This is a genomic window from Streptomyces sp. NPDC015144 (assembly GCF_043079735.1).
Classification (GTDB): Bacteria; Actinomycetota; Actinomycetes; order Streptomycetales; family Streptomycetaceae; genus Streptomyces.
Genome location: NZ_JBIBUU010000001.1, coordinates 701584 through 715925, shown reverse-complemented (window position 1 = coordinate 715925; position 14342 = coordinate 701584). Strand labels below are relative to the sequence as shown.

Below are 14342 nucleotides of genomic sequence, written 5' to 3'. Positions count from 1 at the left end.
GCGCGGGGCCGCGCACCACCGGCGGCGGGTGACAGGTCACTCTCGCCGCCGCTTCACTCCCGTCCAAGCCGCTTCAGCGCTTCGCGGAGGTCGTCGCGGACCGCCGCGGGCAGCGTTCCGCCCGCGTAGCTGCCGACCAACCGCTCGGCGATGTCGCGGAGTTTGACGTGGGTGCGTTGTGAGACCTCCAGGAGGACGGACCACGCGCGCTCCGAGGAGCACGACGCCTCCGCCATGACGATGCCGCGGGCCTGGTCGATGACCGAACGGGACTTCAGTGCTTCGCGAAGTCCCCGCACTTCCCGGCTGAGGGTGGCGACCTGGTCCCAGCCGTCACCGGACGGCCCGGTGGGATCCGGTCGCGCGGGGGTGGACGTGTCCATGGGGCGGCACAACTCCTTTGCCGCGCTGCCGTGCAGCGCATGGGGCCGGCTCGGCGTGGCCGGTCCGACCGCCCGCACGCCGGCCGTCGGACCGCGCTCCCACGCTTTCCATCCGGCGGCCGCAGGACAAGTGCACCGAGCCATTGACGTGACGGCACCACCGCATTGCCCCAATCATCGGGATGTCCGGGCTCCTCCCGGCGCGGGAGCGGGAACCCACACGCGTCCGGAACCGGTTCCCGGCGGTCGGCCCGTTCGGCACCGGTCCCCCGTCGCCGGACCCGGGTACCGGACACCGTCCGAGGGGGCCGATCGTGAGCAGTGGTTCCACCAGTCAGGTGCCTCTCGCAACAGTCGTACGCGGAAGCGGGCGCCCCCTGGGACACATTGAGGAACCACGCACTCAGCACAGGAGCCCTCATGCCCCCCAGCAACACCACCGCCCCCCGCTACACCGTCCCCGGCCTCGACACGGCCCAGGGCGAGAAGGTCATCGAGCTGTTGAGGCCGCGGCTCCACGCGCTCAACGATCTCGCCCTCACCCTCAAGCACATCCACTGGAACGTCGTCGGACCGCATTTCATCGCCGTCCACGAGATGCTCGATCCGCAGGCGGCGGCTGTGCGGGACATGGTCGACGGCGTCGCCGAACGCATCGCCACGCTGGGCGGCGAACCGCGCGGTACGGCCGGAGCCCTGGTGGCCGAGCGCACCTGGGACGACTACGGCCTGGGGCGCGCGGACGCGATGACGCACCTCGGCTCCCTCGACCTCGTGTACTCCGGCGTCATCGAGGATCACCGACGTGCCGCGTCGGAGGCGGCCGAGATCGATCCCGTCACCGAGGACCTGCTCGTCGAGCACCTGCATGCCCTGGAGCAGTTCCAGTGGTTCGTACGCGCACACCGGGAGAGCGGCTCCGGCGACCTGTCCGGGATGGACGCGGGGCACAAGGGGGCGGACGCGGGGTCGCCGCCCTCCGCGCGCAGGACGGCGAAGAAGGCGACGAGCACGAAGCGGGCACCCAGGAAGACGGCCACGGCCAAGCGGACACGTTGACGCCCGTCCCGTTCCCCTCTGCGCGTGCCCGCTCACGGTCCGTCCCCCACGGGGGCGGGCCGTCGCGCCGGCCGGCCGCGTGTGAGCAAGGACACCGGACCGCGCACGCCGCCCGGCCGCACGGGAGTTGGGCCGGGCGGTCCGGTCCCCGGGGCCGTTCCCGGCGTCGGACGCTTCCGGCGACGGCACGGCGTTTGCGACGATGGGTGCGCGCCGGCGGCCGGGGCGGCACCCCACCCCGCCTTCTCGCCCGGCAGCCCGGGCACACCCACCGATACGCCCCCGCCGGGGCCGACGTGTGCCTTCCCCCAGCCCTCGTCGAAATGTGCCTGCCGTGCCCGCTCCCGCCGTCCCCGTCCCCGAGCCCCCCACCCGGCCGAAGCGGTTCGGCCGGCGGGGCGGCAGCAGCAGCCCGTGGCGGTGCCTGAAGGTGCCGAGCATGCGCTGGTGGTCCGTGGCCAACCTGGTGTCGAACACCGGCACGTGGATGCAGCTCACGGTCCAGAACCTGCTGGTGCTCCAGATCACGGGGTCGGCGGCGGCCACCGGGCTGTCCCTGGCCGTGCAGGCCGGCCCCGGCCTGCTGCTGGGTGTTCTCGGAGGGGCCGCGGTCGACCGGTGGCCCCGCAAGATCACCGCGGCGGTGAGCCAGGCCGTGCTCGGTCTGATCGCCTTCTCCACGGCGGTCCTGATCGGTCTCGACCTGCTGAACGTGCCCGTCCTGCTCGCCCTGGCGGCGGTGACCGGCATCGTCAGCACGATCGACGGTCCGGCGACCTCACTGCTGGGCAATGATCTGGTGCCCAGGGAGGACGTGCCCTCGGCCATATCGCTGGGGGCGATGGTGCACAGCACCGGACGGCTCGCCGGTACCGCACTGGCGGCGGTCGCCGTCGGTGCCTTCGGCACGGCGTCCGCCTACGTGGTCAACGGCTTCTCGTTCCTCTTCGTGACCGCCGTCATCCCCTTCCTGCGTCCGGCTTCCCACGCACTGCGGGAAGGGGTACGGAAGGCCGCGCCCGCTGTGCGCGGACCGGGTACCGACCGGGCGGCGCGTGTCCCCGAGCCGCGTGCGGGCGGGCGGTCCACCGACGCGTCCGCAGGTGCTCGGGCCGGTCTCGCCTACTTCCTGGGACGGCCGCGCCTGGTCGCTCTCGCCGGGATCACCGCGGTCAGTTCGGTCTTCGGGCGGAACTACCAGCTGACCCTCGCCGTCCTGGTCATCGGACCGCTCCACGCCCAGCAGAGCGATTTCGGCACGGTCTCCACCGTGCTGGCCGTGGGCGGCATCCTGGGCGCCCTGCTCGCCGGGCGGCTCCGGAGCCCGACCGTGCGGCTCGTGGGTGTGCTGGCCGCCGCCGGAGGTGTGCTCCAGATGGCGGCCGGGCTCTCTCCCGGACTCGTCGTGCTGATCGCGCTGGTCATCCCCATGGCCGTGGTGGAGTCCGTCTCGGACACCGCCGGGGCGGCGATCCTCCAGACCGACCCCGACCCGGAGATGCGCGGCCGGGTTCTCGGGGTCTGGCGCAGTGCCAGCACCGGGTGGCAGTTGGCGGGCCCGCCCCTGCTCGGCGTGCTGCTGGAGTTCGCGGGCGCGCGCGGCGCCCTCGTCTCGGGCGGTCTGCTGATCGCCGGGGTCGTGCTGATCGGCGGGTTGCGTCACCGTGCGGCCGGTCGGCGCGCGGTCGGCGCCCCGGTCCCGCTCGTCCCGTACATCCGCCGGGAGCGGCCCGTCGTCCTCCCCTCCCCGTGTCCGTCCGTGTCCATGGTTTCCGGTGAGCGGTCATGACAGGAGGCGCAGGACCTCTTCCTCGGCCGCGCCCTGAGGGCGGGCCGGCCGAAAGGGGCGTCGACGCGCCGCAGGGGCGCCGAGGTAGGCACTGACCTCGCGAACGACCCGGGGACGGCCGGTGCCGGGTCCGGGTGGACCGCTCGTCCTGAAGCCCCGTGTCCCGCCCGGTCGAAGAGTGTCTCCGTCCGCGCCCGTCGTGGTCCGGCCTCACCACGCGACGTCGGCGGCCCTGGTGAGCCGGGCACCCATGTTCCTCCGCATCATGGTCAGCGCGGCCCGCGCGAGGTCGGGGTGGATGGCCGCCACCGCGTCCACGGGTACCGTCACGTCCAGGTGCCGGATGTGCGCGTCGAGTGCCGAGTACAGCACGCACTGTTCGGTCACCTGACCGGTGAGGACCACCCGGTCCACCTCGAGGGCCCTCAGGAGATAGGCCATCGGGGTCTCGTAGAAGATGGAGTGCCTGGCCTTGACGATGAACAGGGACTCCGCGTCCGGCCGGATCGGATCCACGAGCGCGGCGTGGGGCGCGGCCAAGGCCGCGTCGAGCAGTTCGCCCTGGTGGGAGCGCCACTGGCCCCAGTTGTCGTTGGCGTAGATCACCGGCGTCCCGGCCGAACGGGCCCGGCCGAGCAGGTGCTCGATCCCCGGCAGCGCGGCCTCGGCCGCAGGCAGGAGAAGTTCCGCGTCCTTGTGCTCGTACGTGTTGATCATGTCGATGACGACGAGTGCCGAGCCGCTCACCGCTATCACGCCTCCGTCCGCTCCTGCCCCGTCCGGGGAATCGCGCGGCCGCCCGCGGGTCCGGGAGCGGACCCCGGTACGCCGTGTTCCGGCCCTTCGCCCGCAGCGCCGCCGGTGGGTGGGCCGGGGCGGGGAGCGCGGCGTCCTGCCGGCGCCTCGGGCCCACCCCCTGTCGTCCACCGTCTCACGCCGGGGCGGACCTGTCCCACGGTGGCGCGGCATGCCACGTCCGAGGGCTCGGGAGCACCGTCCGGAGCCGGTCCGGGAGCCCCGGCTCACCCGTTCGGCAGCGAATCACCGGCGGCCCGGTTTCGTTCTCAGGTGGGAGAGCCGGGGCCTCGGTCCGACGCCGGGCGTCCCCGCTGCCCGGTGCTGTCGGCGCAGTCCCTCTCCGCCACCCGGAACCGCGGAGGCACGCATGTCATGGCTGGAGCAACCACGACGGACGCTCTCGGAGGAGGACGAGCCCGACAGTTCCCGGGTGCTCCTGGGCATTCGGATCCGGGAGATCGTGACGACCACCGATCACAAGACGATCGGGAACATGTACCTCGTCACCTCGTTCGCCTTCTTCCTGTTCGCCGGGGCCCTGGCGATGGTCATGCGTGCCGAGCTGGCGCGTCCGGGTCTGCAGTTCGTGAGCCCTTCCCAGTACAACCAGCTCTTCACCGTGCACGGCACCGTCATGATGCTGCTGTTCGCGACGCCGACCTTCGCCGGGTTCGCGAACGCCGTCATGCCGCTCCAGATCGGTTCGCCGGACGTGGCGTTTCCCCGGCTCAACGCCCTCACCTACTGGCTCTTTCTCTTCGGGGGGCTGATCGTCGTCAGCGGGATCATCGTTCCCGGCGGCGCCGCCTCCTTCGGCTGGTTCGCGTACGCCCCCCTGAACAGCGCCGTCCGCTCCCCGGGGGCCGGCGGTGACCTGTGGGCCATGGGGCTGGTGCTGAGCGGTGTCAGCACCACGTTGGGATCGGTCAACTTCATCACCACGATCGTCTGTCTGCGCGCCCCGGGGATGACCATGTTCCGGATGCCGATCTTCACCTGGAACGTGCTCTTCACCTCCCTCCTGGTGCTGCTGGCGTTCCCGGTCCTGACGGCCGCCCTGCTCGCGCTGATGGCCGACCGCAAGTTCGGCGCCCACGTCTTCGACCCCGCCAACGGCGGCGCGCTGCTCTGGCAGCATCTCTTCTGGTTCTTCGGGCATCCGGAGGTCTACATCGTCGCGTTGCCCTTCTTCGGCGTGGTGACCGAGATCCTCCCCGTGTTCAGCCGCAAACCCGTCTTCGGCTACGTCGGGATGGTGGGCGCGACCGTCGCCATCACCATGCTCTCGGCCACGGTCTGGGCCCATCACATGTTCGCGACGGGGGCCGTGCTCCTGCCGTTCTTCTCCCTCATGTCGTTCCTGATCGCCGTGCCGACCGGGGTGAAGTTCTTCAACTGGATCGGCACGATGTGGAACGGCAGCCTCTCCTTCGAGACGCCGATGCTCTGGGCGATCGGGTTCCTCGTGACGTTCCTGCTCGGCGGGTTGAGCGGTGTCCTCGTCGCCTCGCCGCCGCTGGACTTCCATGTCACCGACAGTTACTTCGTCGTCGCCCATCTGCACTACGTCCTGTTCGGCACGATCGTCTTCGCGATGTTCGGCGGCTTCTACTTCTGGTGGCCCAAGATGACCGGCAGGATGCTGGACGAACGGCTCGGCAGAATCCACTTCTGGACGCTTTTCGTCGGGTTCCAGGTCACCTTCCTCGTCCAGCACTGGCTCGGCGAGATGGGCATGCCCCGGCGGTACGCCGACTATCTGCCCACGGACGGGTTCACCCTGCTCAACTCCGTCTCCTCGGCCGGAGCCTTTCTCCTCGGCGTCTCCACCCTGCCCTTCCTCTACAACGTCTGGAGAACCGCCGTCCACGCGCCGCTCGTGACGGTCGACGACCCCTGGGGATACGGCCGTTCCCTGGAGTGGGCCACCTCCTGTCCGCCGCCGCGCCACAACTTCGACGCCCTGCCTCGGATCCGGTCGGACTCACCCGCCTTCGACCTGCACCATCCGGAGGCGTACGCACCGGGAGAGGCATCGCGCGACTCGGCCACCCCGGACACGATCGAAGGGCGGAACGCATGAAACCGGAAGCCCGGCTCTTCGCCGGTGTGGCCGTCTTCTTCCTGGTCACCGATGTCGTCTACGCCTGGTTCGCGCGCGAACCCGCGGGCGTCGCCGCGCTGACCGTCTCCTTCCTCATGTCCGCGCTCATCAGCCTGTTCTGCGCGACGAACCACTACAAGAGGGGAACGAGGCCCGAGGACCGCAAGGGCGCGGAGATCCGGGAACGGTCCGGCGCCCTGGGGTTCTTCCCCCCGCACAGCGCCTGGCCGGCGATCATCGGCGTGGGCGCGGCACTGATCGGCCTGGGGGTGGTCTACGCCCTCTTCCTGTTCCTCATCGGGCTGGGCGTGCTCCTCGCCGGGGTGCTCGGCATGACGTTCCAGTTCGCCGGCCGGGACGACTGAAGGTCGGCGGGAGGAGCGGGGCTACCTCCGCTCCCGGTCCTCGGCCGGCTCCCTGAACACCTCGTCGATCCGCTCGCGCTGTGCGGAGGTCGTCGGCATGTCGACCCGGTCGCGGTAGTACCAGCGGCTCAGCGACGAGCGGATCCGCGCGCGCCTAGCCACTCTGCCGCCCGGGGAGCCGAGGGGCCGGGGAACATCCCGCACCAGGGCCCGACGGAGCCGGGCGGAGTCGAGCGGTCGGTGGCCCTCATGGATCGCGCCGTAGACGTTCTGCCCGACCTGCCCCGTTTCCGTACCGGTGCGTACGAGCCGGCGCTCACGCGCCTGGAGTGCGAGGCACACGCGGGCGGTGACGGCGTAGGCGAGGAGCGGGCCGACGACCAGCGCGACTCTGAGGATCCACGTCAGCGCTTCCACGGAGACATGGAAGACGAGGGCCGTGACGTCGTTGCCGCCCGCCATCAGCAGCACCGCGTAGAACACGATGGCCGCCACACCCAGTGCGGTGCGCGTGGGGCGGTCCCGCGGCCTGTCGCAGAGGTGGTGCTCCCTCGGGTCGCCGGTGACCCACTCCTCGAAGAAGGGGTACGCGTAGAGGACCAGGAAGAGCAGGCCGGGCAGCAACACCGCCGGGACGAGCACGTTCCACATGAGCGTGTGCCCCGCGACCTCGTTCTCCCAGGGGGGCATGAGCCGCAACGCGCCCTCCAGGAACCCGACGTACCAGTCGGGCTGGGAGTCGACGACGGCCTGGTCCCCCCGGTACGGGCCGTAGCTCCAGACCGGGTTGATCTGGGCGGTGGCGCCCAGCCACACGGTGACAGCGGCGACCATCAGGCTCAGCCCCGCCGACTTCGCGGCGAAGTGCGGGACCATCGGCTGCCCCACCGCGTTGCGGTTGGTCCTGCCGGGCGTCGCCCACTGCGTGTGCTTCAGGTAGAGGACCAGCATCAGGTGCACCACCACGAGACCGAGGAGGAGGCCGGGCACGAAGAGGACGTGGACGATGTAGAGGCGCGGAAGGATGACCTGGCCCGGGAACGGGCCGCCCCACAGGAGGTCGCTCAGGTACGTGCCCACGACCGGGAGGGACATCACGATGGTGTTCGCCGTGCGCATGCCCGTCCCCGACAGCAGGTCGTCGGGGAGCGAGTAGCCGGCGAACCCCTCCAGGAGGGCGAGGAGGAACAGGGTCACCCCCACCATCCAGTTGACCTCCCTGGGCCGGCGGAACGCGCCGGTGAAGAACACCCGGAGCAGGTGGACCCCGATGGCCGCGACGAAGATCAGGGCGGCCCAGTGATGCACCTGCCGGATCAGCAGCCCGCCCCGTACGTCGAAGCTGATGTGCAGGGTGGACGCGTACGCCTGCGACACGGTCAGACCCCGCAGGGGTGCGTAGGAGCCGAGGTAGGGGCCGGACTTCATGCTGGGGTCGAAGAACAGCGTCAGAAAGCTGCCGGTCAGCACCAGAACGACCAGCGCGTACAGGGCGATCTCCCCCAGGAGGAACGACCAGTGGTCGGGGAACGCCTTGCGCATCACGGACCGGGCGGCCTCCGAAAGAGGCGTACGACGGTCGATCGCGACATAGCCCGCCACCCCGGCCCGACGGACCCCTTCCTTGATCGCGCGCCTGCGCCTGGCAAACAGAAGCACCGGTCGACTCCCTCTCCGGCTTGCGGGTGGTACGCCGAGCAGCGCGACCACGGACCACACCTGCTCTCTGCGCACTATGCGGTCTGTTCCGGTGCGCACAGCCGCATTACGCGCATCAGGGGCACGGCGCCGCCACACCGATATACGCCAGGAAATCAGAGAAATGACGCGAATATCGCGACAAAGGCAGAAGTGGGAGCATGGAGAAGCAGGGCGCCCCGATCGGGACGCAGACGTGCGAGAGGAGGATCCCTCCCATGACCGACCCGGAGTTCTACCGCCGCGACCGGCCGAAGAACGCCAGTCTTCCCGAGGACCGACCCCGGGGAGGAGGTCCCGAGGATCCGTCGCCCAGACACCGGACTCCATGGGTCTGGATCATCGTGCTCGTCATCATCATCGTGGCGGTCGCCGTCGTCGTGCCGCTGATCTAGGGAGAAGGATCGAGGGCAGCGCATGGTTCGGTCCGGGGAGACGAGGGCTCCCGTCGTCGTGCACCGCCTCTCCGGCGCCGGTGGGCGGAGAGTGGCCATCAGGGGCAAGGTCGTCGGACGGGCCCACAACGACAGCGACCTCGTGGAGTTCCTCAGACGTGCCGGGCTGGACGACGCGTGGGAGCTCGTCGACGATCCCCACTGGGTCGAATGGAGCGGTGGCCGGGCACATTGCTACGGAGCGGCCTGAGGGAGCGTCCTCCGGGGACCGCGGGTCACGGAGGGAGGTTCAGCCTCGCGTTCTGGCCACGCATTCGGTCACCATGGCGCCAAGCCTTCCGGTGCGGTCGAGCAGTTGGCGCTGGGTCCTCGCACCGGTCCCCCGTTCCAACAGCCTTTCGAGCGCCGACTCGGCGGACCTGTGGTCGTCCGTTTCCTCCAGGGCCTCGCGCACGTGGGTGAGCAGGGCTCTGGTGACATCGGCGGCGGGCTCGGGGCGCATCGTGAGGGGGTGGAGGAGTTCCCCGTCGAGACCCGACCGGCCCGCCTGCCAGGCCGCCATGCGCAGGAGGCTCACACCGACGGCACGCGGTTCCTCGCCCGCCCGCCACTCCCGTGCCGCCGTCTCGACAAGCCCTCGTGTCAAGGTGGCGAGGAGCACGGTATCGGCCGGATCCAGACAGACGTCCGCGACCCGGACCTCGACCGTCGGGTACCGGTGGGAGAGCCTGGCGTCGAAGTAGATCATCCCCGGGTCCCGCAGGACACGCGTCTCCATCAGGGCCCTGACCTGCTCGTGGTAGCGCTGCGCCGTGCCGAAGACCTCGACCGGTCCGGCCGACGGCCAGCGCCCCCACACCCTGCTGCGGTAGCTGTCGTACGTGGTGTCGCGGCCCTGCCAGAAGGGGGAGTTGGCGCTCAGCGCGAGAAGGACCGGCAGCCATGCCCGCACACGGTCCAGTACGCCGACGCCTTCCTCGTCCGATGCCACGGAGACATGCACGTGACATCCGCAGGTCAGCTGTTCCTGCGTGGTCTCACCGAACCGCTCGGCCAGCCAGCCGTGCCGCTCCCCGTCGCCGAGCGAGGGCTTGACCAGCGTCGGCGCGGTCGCGAGGGCCACGACGGCGGTATCGGCGCGGGCCGCGCTCTCGGCGGCCTCGGAGCGTCCGCGGCGGATGTCCTCCCCGAGGTCCCCCATGGCGCTGTGCGGCTTCGTGGCGAACTCCACCTGCTGGTGCTGGAGCTCCGCCTCGAAGGCCGATTCCCCGTCGGCCCGGCGATCCGCCACGGCCAGCACCGCGGCGGAGAGTGCTCGTGGTTCACCACTGCGCGGGTCGACGAGCAGCAGCTCCTCCTCCACTCCGACGGTCCGCACCATCGCTTCCTCCCTGCGACACACCTTCATGGGAACGGGTCCTGCTCACCGTCGGCGGCGTCCCGCCGCCGTCACCGCTACTCGCCCGAGGACCTCGCGGCCCGTCGTACGGCCGGACGCAGGCGGGCGAGGCGGACCCGCCGGCCGAGCTCCGCGCGCTCCTCGGGCGGAAGCGCGGCGGCGAGCTTCGGGAACAGGTCGTGCTCCTCCTCGCGCACATGGAAGGCGATCGCGAACTTCAGCCTCGCGAGGGTGTCGTTGAAGTCCGGATCGCCCACGCTGAGCCCTTCGAGCCGGCCGAGCAGCCGCTCACCCTTGGCATGATCGGCAAGCTCCTTGTCGGCCAGTGCCTGCCCGTGCGGCAGGTACTCGCGCATAGCCGGGTGCAGATGCGCCTCCTCAGCGGCGGTGTGCCGGACGACTTCCGCGATCAGCCGGTCCACGAGTTCCCCGCGCCGCGGGTGGTCCACCGGCTGCAGCTCGATCTCCCAGAACATCGCCTCCAGTTCGCGGTGGTCGGCCGCGAGTTCGTGGAGCACGTCGCCTTCGGGCTGCGTCACGGCACCCTCCTTCTCTTCGCCTCCCGGTAGGAGGGGCCAGGACAGACAAGCAGGTCCGGAACAAGGAACCCGCGCCCCTCGCGCGGCGACACCTGTACGGTCACCTCCTCGGCGGAGTCGCCCCACGGCTCCCGGCGGGCGCCGGAAAGCCCCTGGTGCCGGGCAGGAGCGCACCGTCGCGGCACGTCCGCCCGCGCCCCGCCGCACCGCTCGTGTGGCGGGCCGCGGAATCCGTGCGTCGACTGGAGGGGCCCCTCTTCGCCCCTGTGCGGCCCGCGGGCCGCACCGACACACCGGAGACACCCATGCCGGCCGGATCGAACAAGAAGCGTGAGCGCCAGTACGAGCACATCAAGGAGAGCGCCGAGGAACGCGGCGCCTCGGAGAAGCGCGCGAAGGAACTCGCCTCGCGCGTCGTCAACAAGGAACGCGCCCGCTCCGGCGAGGCCAGGACGTCCAGCAAGACGTCCACCCGCGACCCCAAGTCCGCCTACGAACGGGGCGGCGAGCGTTCCCACAGCGGATCGCAGGGCCCCACCAAGGACCAGTTGTACGAGGAGGCCAAGCGCAAGAACATCGAAGGCCGCTCGACCATGAACAAGCAGGAACTGCGCCGGGCCCTCGGCCGCTGAGGCGGCACACCGCGCGGATCGCCGTCCGGCCACGTCGGTGCGGGCGGGCCCTTCCGTATCGGGCCCGGCCTCACCGCGTGGCCACCGCGAGGGCCGCGTCCACTTCGCGGAGGAACGGTTCCAGATCTCCCGGGTTGCGCGAGGTGATGAGCGGCCAGCCGTGGCCGTCGTCCGTGACGACCGGCTCGTCGGTCCACTCCCCGCCGGCGTTGCGGATGTCCGTCTTGAGCGAGGGGTAGGACGTCAGCCGCTTCCCCGCCACCACGTCGGCCTCGACCAGGGCCCACGGCCCGTGGCAGATGGCCGCGACGGGCCGCCCGGACGACGTGAACGCGCGGACGATGCGCGTGGCGTCGTCCTGCTGGCGCAGCGCGTCGGCGTTCAGCGTCCCGCCGGGGATCAACAGCAGGTCGTAGGCGGCCGGATCCGCTTCGGCGAGCGTCAGTTCCGGTCGTACCGCCCGTCCCGGTTCCTCGTCGCCCACCAGTGTCCGGACCTCGTCCATGAACACGGCGGCGACCGAGACCTCGGCGCCCCAGCCGCTCAGATGCTCCTGGGGAACGAGAAGCTCGTCCTGTTCGACGCCGTAGTTCGTGACGATCGCCAGTACCTTCCGTGCGCTCACGTCGTCGGCAGTCATGGGTGATCCCTTCGGTGGTGAGGTTGGAACGTGCCCGACGGGCCGTACGCCCGGGGACTCGTCGACGGATTGCCCGTCGAGGCTCAGGTGTCGTCGTCCGTCGCGCAGACGCGGATGGTGCGCAGTTCGGGGTCGGCGGGGTCGGGGAGGTTCATTCCCGCCTCGATCCCCGAGCGGAGGTAGTGCAGGACGGGTTCGTTCAGGCGTTCACCGGGCAGGACCGCGGGGATGCCCGGCGGGTAGGGCGTGATCATTTCGGCGGCCGTGCGGCCCGCCGCCTTCTCCAGCGGTACGTCCTCGGTCACCGAGAAGTAGGCGTCGCGCGGCAGACGGGCCTGGGTCAGCCTCAGCTCACCGGGGTCCGGGAGTTCGACGGGGCGCCCGGACGGCAGCGTCTCCACCCGGTCGGCGAGGTCGCGCAGCGCGGTCAGCAGGCGGCCGGTCGTGAGGGCGTCGTCGGCGTGGGTGAGTTGTGCGCTGATGCGGCGGTGATCCATCAGGTGGGTGTCGATCCGGTGGTTCTCGCGGAGCCAGTCGGCGGCGAGATAGCCGGACGTGCCGAGTCCGGAGATGTCGATCACGATCGGCAGCGGATCGAGATCGGCTCCCGCTCCGGGGCCGCAGAAGTCCTCCCGGTCGTTGACGTGCATTCCCTCGATGGTCTCGATCTCCTCGCGGACGGATCTCGCCAGCTCCAGCGCACGGGTCAGCAGGGCGTGACCGCGCAGGACCATCTGGCGCCGCCAGCCGTCGATCCCGGCGTAGAGCAGGACCGACGGGCTCGTGGTCCCCAGCAGATCGGCCCGGGAAGCCAGGGTGGCCCGGTCGATCAGGTCTCCCTGGAGGTGGAAGACCGAGCCCTGCTCCAGACCGCTGCCCATCTTGTGGATGCTGGTGACGCACACGTCCGCGCCCGCGTCCATCGCCCAGGACGGAAGTTCCTCGTGGAAGGGCAGATGGGCACCCCATGCCTCGTCGACGAGCAGGGGCCGTGAGCGGCGGTGGCACACCTCGGCCATCGCGGAGAGATCCGCCGTGGTCCCGTACGGGGTGGGGCTCGTCACCAGGGCGCCACGGGCGTCCGGATGCTCGTCGAAGGCCCGCTCGAAGGAGTCGGCCGAGGGCGGATGGGCGAGGTGCCGTCCGGTGTCCCACTGGGGCTCCACCCACACCGGTTCGATACCGGACAGGATCAGGCCGGACACCACCGACTTGTGCGCGTCCCGCCCCACGAGCAGCTTCTGTCCGTGCGCGGCCACACTGAGCATGGCAGCCTTCACCGAGAGGGAACTTCCGCACGTGGAGAAGAAGGTGTGCTCCGCGTGCACGGCCTCCGCCATCAACTCTTCGGCGTGCCCCAGCACGTTCCCCCGCTCCCGCCGGTCGTCCAGACCGCCACTGGCCAGGACGTCGCCGAGGAAGACGGCATCCCCCAGTACGGCACGCACGGCCGGGTCGGCTCCCCTGGCCCGTTTGTGACCGGGCGGCGAGAACCCAAGCTCGTCCCTCTCGGTGTACGCGGCGAGGGCGTCCAGGACGGGCGCCTCGGTATGGTCCATACGCATGTCGACGCCTTTCTGGGCACGTCGGACGGCGTTACCGCCGACGTGCCCAGTGCAGGTGGTCGGTTTCTCGGGCAGCCACCAGTGACACGCTTCCCGGGTGACGAGAGCTCTCCGGAAGCGTCACCAATAGTGTCTGCGTCCTGCCACGGCGTGTCCCATCCCACCGAGGATCCATAGGATCAGGCCGATCACGGCCAGAATGATCCCGATGGTCCACAGGATGGAGATGCCCGTGACGAAACCGATGACGAGCAGAATGACTCCCAGAATGATCACAACACGCTCCGTTCTCGTGTGTGTTCCTCTTCCACTCTGTTCTTGGTGAGCCGTCGCGGCAACCGGCCAGGGTTTCAGGTCGAACCGTCCCGCGTGACGGCGAGGGTCTGGGGCAGCAGCGCGGGGTCCGGACGGTCGGCGGCATCGTCGGCTCCCGTACCGCCGACGTTTCCGCCATCGCACACCACCCCGTCAAGACCGAGGCCGTGGCGGACTTCTTCCTCGGCGATGCGCAGGCGGTGCTCGTCGGACCACCGGGCGAGGTCCGTGGCCACGTGATGGATCTCGTGCTCGGCGCGATGGCGCTGGGCCACGGTGACGAGTTGTTCCGCGAGCAGCCGTTCACGGTGGTGCAGTGATCGCAGAACACGTGCGACGCCGTTCACCGCGCTCCCTCCCCGCCCGGTGTCCGCGCCCGGTTCGATGTCCTCGTCGGCGAAGGCCGGCGGGCCGCCTTCGGTGGCCGGGATCCGGCGGGAACGGGCCGGAGCGGAGGCGGTGTTGGTGGGCGCCGGGGCGCGCGTACCCGGCGCGGCCAGGGGGCGTGGCGGGCACAGGGGGTACGGGTGCCCCAGGGATCGGCGATCCGGTCCACCGCGCTCATCGGCTTCCTCCTGTGCCCGGGCGTCACGCTCCGACGTGTGCCGGAGCCGACCCCGGGGTCCCGGTCGTGTGCCGTGCACGGCTCCGCGTCACCAAC

16 protein-coding genes are annotated in these 14342 nt (G+C 70.7%); 8 read left to right on the top strand and 8 right to left on the bottom strand.

Annotated features, from left to right (window positions below):
- Nucleotides 1-53: 53 nt before the first annotated feature.
- Nucleotides 54-383, bottom strand: coding sequence for an ANTAR domain-containing protein (locus tag ACF08W_RS03120; RefSeq protein ID WP_392278204.1), 330 nt, complete (start codon nt 381-383; stop codon nt 54-56).
- A 420-nt stretch (nt 384-803) separates the two neighbouring features.
- Here ACF08W_RS03120 and ACF08W_RS03115 point away from each other — a divergent pair, with 420 nt between their 5' ends.
- Nucleotides 804-1442: a Dps family protein gene (locus ACF08W_RS03115; RefSeq protein WP_392278203.1), complete on the top strand. Its 639-nt coding sequence runs from the start codon at nt 804-806 to the stop codon at nt 1440-1442.
- A gap of 439 nt (nt 1443-1881) precedes the next feature.
- The gene (locus ACF08W_RS03110) at nt 1882-3231 is read left to right on the top strand and encodes an MFS transporter (protein ID WP_392278202.1); all 1350 of its coding nucleotides are present in this window, start codon (nt 1882-1884) and stop codon (nt 3229-3231) included.
- A 210-nt stretch (nt 3232-3441) separates the two neighbouring features.
- Here the strand turns inward: ACF08W_RS03110 and ACF08W_RS03105 are convergent, their stop codons facing one another.
- On the bottom strand, nt 3442-3978 hold the full coding sequence (locus ACF08W_RS03105) for a cysteine hydrolase family protein (protein WP_392278334.1): 537 nt from the start codon (nt 3976-3978) through the stop codon (nt 3442-3444).
- Nucleotides 3979-4396: 418 nt separating this feature from the next.
- Between ACF08W_RS03105 and ctaD the strand changes: the two genes are divergently transcribed.
- Together ctaD and ACF08W_RS03095 are read left to right on the top strand one after the other, a co-directional pair.
- Entirely contained in the window at nt 4397-6112 is a 1716-nt protein-coding gene (ctaD, locus tag ACF08W_RS03100) for a cytochrome c oxidase subunit I (protein ID WP_392278201.1), read from the top strand.
- Nucleotides 6109-6498 carry a cytochrome c oxidase subunit 4 gene (locus ACF08W_RS03095; protein WP_385216454.1) on the top strand — a complete coding sequence of 130 codons (390 nt, stop codon included), beginning with the start codon at nt 6109-6111 and terminating at the stop codon, nt 6496-6498. The genes ctaD and ACF08W_RS03095 overlap by 4 nt, the downstream gene beginning before the upstream one ends.
- 21 nt (nt 6499-6519) lie before the next feature.
- Here the strand turns inward: ACF08W_RS03095 and ACF08W_RS03090 are convergent, their stop codons facing one another.
- On the bottom strand, nt 6520-8040 hold the full coding sequence (locus ACF08W_RS03090) for a cytochrome bc complex cytochrome b subunit (protein WP_392278333.1): 1521 nt from the start codon (nt 8038-8040) through the stop codon (nt 6520-6522).
- 374 nt (nt 8041-8414) lie between these two features.
- On the opposite strand from ACF08W_RS03090, the gene ACF08W_RS03085 reads away from it, so the two are divergent.
- Together ACF08W_RS03085 and ACF08W_RS03080 are read left to right on the top strand one after the other, a co-directional pair.
- The gene (locus ACF08W_RS03085; protein WP_392278200.1) at nt 8415-8591 is read left to right on the top strand and encodes a hypothetical protein; all 177 of its coding nucleotides are present in this window, start codon (nt 8415-8417) and stop codon (nt 8589-8591) included.
- A gap of 22 nt (nt 8592-8613) precedes the next feature.
- On the top strand, nt 8614-8841 hold the full coding sequence (locus ACF08W_RS03080) for a hypothetical protein (protein ID WP_352276699.1): 228 nt from the start codon (nt 8614-8616) through the stop codon (nt 8839-8841).
- 39 nt (nt 8842-8880) lie between these two features.
- On the opposite strand, the gene ACF08W_RS03075 is transcribed toward ACF08W_RS03080, so the two are convergent.
- Nucleotides 8881-9972, bottom strand: a complete 1092-nt coding sequence (locus ACF08W_RS03075; protein WP_392278199.1) for a glutamate--cysteine ligase — start codon at nt 9970-9972, stop codon at nt 8881-8883.
- 74 nt (nt 9973-10046) lie between these two features.
- The gene (locus ACF08W_RS03070) at nt 10047-10529 is read right to left on the bottom strand and encodes a hemerythrin domain-containing protein (RefSeq protein ID WP_392278198.1); all 483 of its coding nucleotides are present in this window, start codon (nt 10527-10529) and stop codon (nt 10047-10049) included.
- A gap of 305 nt (nt 10530-10834) precedes the next feature.
- On the opposite strand from ACF08W_RS03070, the gene ACF08W_RS03065 reads away from it, so the two are divergent.
- The gene (locus tag ACF08W_RS03065) at nt 10835-11161 is read left to right on the top strand and encodes a plasmid stabilization protein (RefSeq protein WP_385216444.1); all 327 of its coding nucleotides are present in this window, start codon (nt 10835-10837) and stop codon (nt 11159-11161) included.
- A gap of 70 nt (nt 11162-11231) precedes the next feature.
- Here ACF08W_RS03065 and ACF08W_RS03060 read toward each other — a convergent pair whose 3' ends face one another.
- From ACF08W_RS03060 to ACF08W_RS03050, 3 genes are all read right to left on the bottom strand, one after another.
- Nucleotides 11232-11801 carry a type 1 glutamine amidotransferase domain-containing protein gene (locus ACF08W_RS03060; protein WP_385216441.1) on the bottom strand — a complete coding sequence of 190 codons (570 nt, stop codon included), beginning with the start codon at nt 11799-11801 and terminating at the stop codon, nt 11232-11234.
- Between the two features lie 83 nt (nt 11802-11884).
- Nucleotides 11885-13366, bottom strand: coding sequence for an aminotransferase class I/II-fold pyridoxal phosphate-dependent enzyme (locus tag ACF08W_RS03055; RefSeq protein WP_392278197.1), 1482 nt, complete (start codon nt 13364-13366; stop codon nt 11885-11887).
- A gap of 120 nt (nt 13367-13486) precedes the next feature.
- Nucleotides 13487-13642, bottom strand: coding sequence for a DUF6131 family protein (locus ACF08W_RS03050; protein ID WP_283850580.1), 156 nt, complete (start codon nt 13640-13642; stop codon nt 13487-13489).
- Nucleotides 13643-13662: 20 nt separating this feature from the next.
- Here ACF08W_RS03050 and ACF08W_RS03045 point away from each other — a divergent pair, with 20 nt between their 5' ends.
- Nucleotides 13663-14001, top strand: a complete 339-nt coding sequence (locus ACF08W_RS03045) for a hypothetical protein (RefSeq protein WP_392278196.1) — start codon at nt 13663-13665, stop codon at nt 13999-14001.
- Nucleotides 14002-14342 lie beyond the last annotated feature (341 nt).

Excerpts from the sequence above, each read along its gene's own strand:
- ACF08W_RS03060 (WP_385216441.1), bottom strand. The coding sequence starts at position 11,801 with ATGACTGCCGACGACGTGAGCGCACGGAAGGTACTGGCGATCGTCACG.
- ACF08W_RS03120 (WP_392278204.1), bottom strand. The coding sequence starts at position 383 with ATGGACACGTCCACCCCCGCGCGACCGGATCCCACCGGGCCGTCCGGT.
- ACF08W_RS03075 (WP_392278199.1), bottom strand. The coding sequence starts at position 9,972 with ATGGTGCGGACCGTCGGAGTGGAGGAGGAGCTGCTGCTCGTCGACCCG.
- ctaD (WP_392278201.1), top strand. The coding sequence starts at position 4,397 with ATGTCATGGCTGGAGCAACCACGACGGACGCTCTCGGAGGAGGACGAG.
- ACF08W_RS03095 (WP_385216454.1), top strand. The coding sequence starts at position 6,109 with ATGAAACCGGAAGCCCGGCTCTTCGCCGGTGTGGCCGTCTTCTTCCTG.
- ACF08W_RS03055 (WP_392278197.1), bottom strand. The coding sequence starts at position 13,366 with ATGCGTATGGACCATACCGAGGCGCCCGTCCTGGACGCCCTCGCCGCG.
- ACF08W_RS03110 (WP_392278202.1), top strand. The coding sequence starts at position 1,882 with ATGCGCTGGTGGTCCGTGGCCAACCTGGTGTCGAACACCGGCACGTGG.
- ACF08W_RS03080 (WP_352276699.1), top strand. The coding sequence starts at position 8,614 with ATGGTTCGGTCCGGGGAGACGAGGGCTCCCGTCGTCGTGCACCGCCTC.
- ACF08W_RS03090 (WP_392278333.1), bottom strand. The coding sequence starts at position 8,040 with ATGCGCAAGGCGTTCCCCGACCACTGGTCGTTCCTCCTGGGGGAGATC.
- ACF08W_RS03085 (WP_392278200.1), top strand. The coding sequence starts at position 8,415 with ATGACCGACCCGGAGTTCTACCGCCGCGACCGGCCGAAGAACGCCAGT.
- ACF08W_RS03065 (WP_385216444.1), top strand. The coding sequence starts at position 10,835 with ATGCCGGCCGGATCGAACAAGAAGCGTGAGCGCCAGTACGAGCACATC.
- ACF08W_RS03115 (WP_392278203.1), top strand. The coding sequence starts at position 804 with ATGCCCCCCAGCAACACCACCGCCCCCCGCTACACCGTCCCCGGCCTC.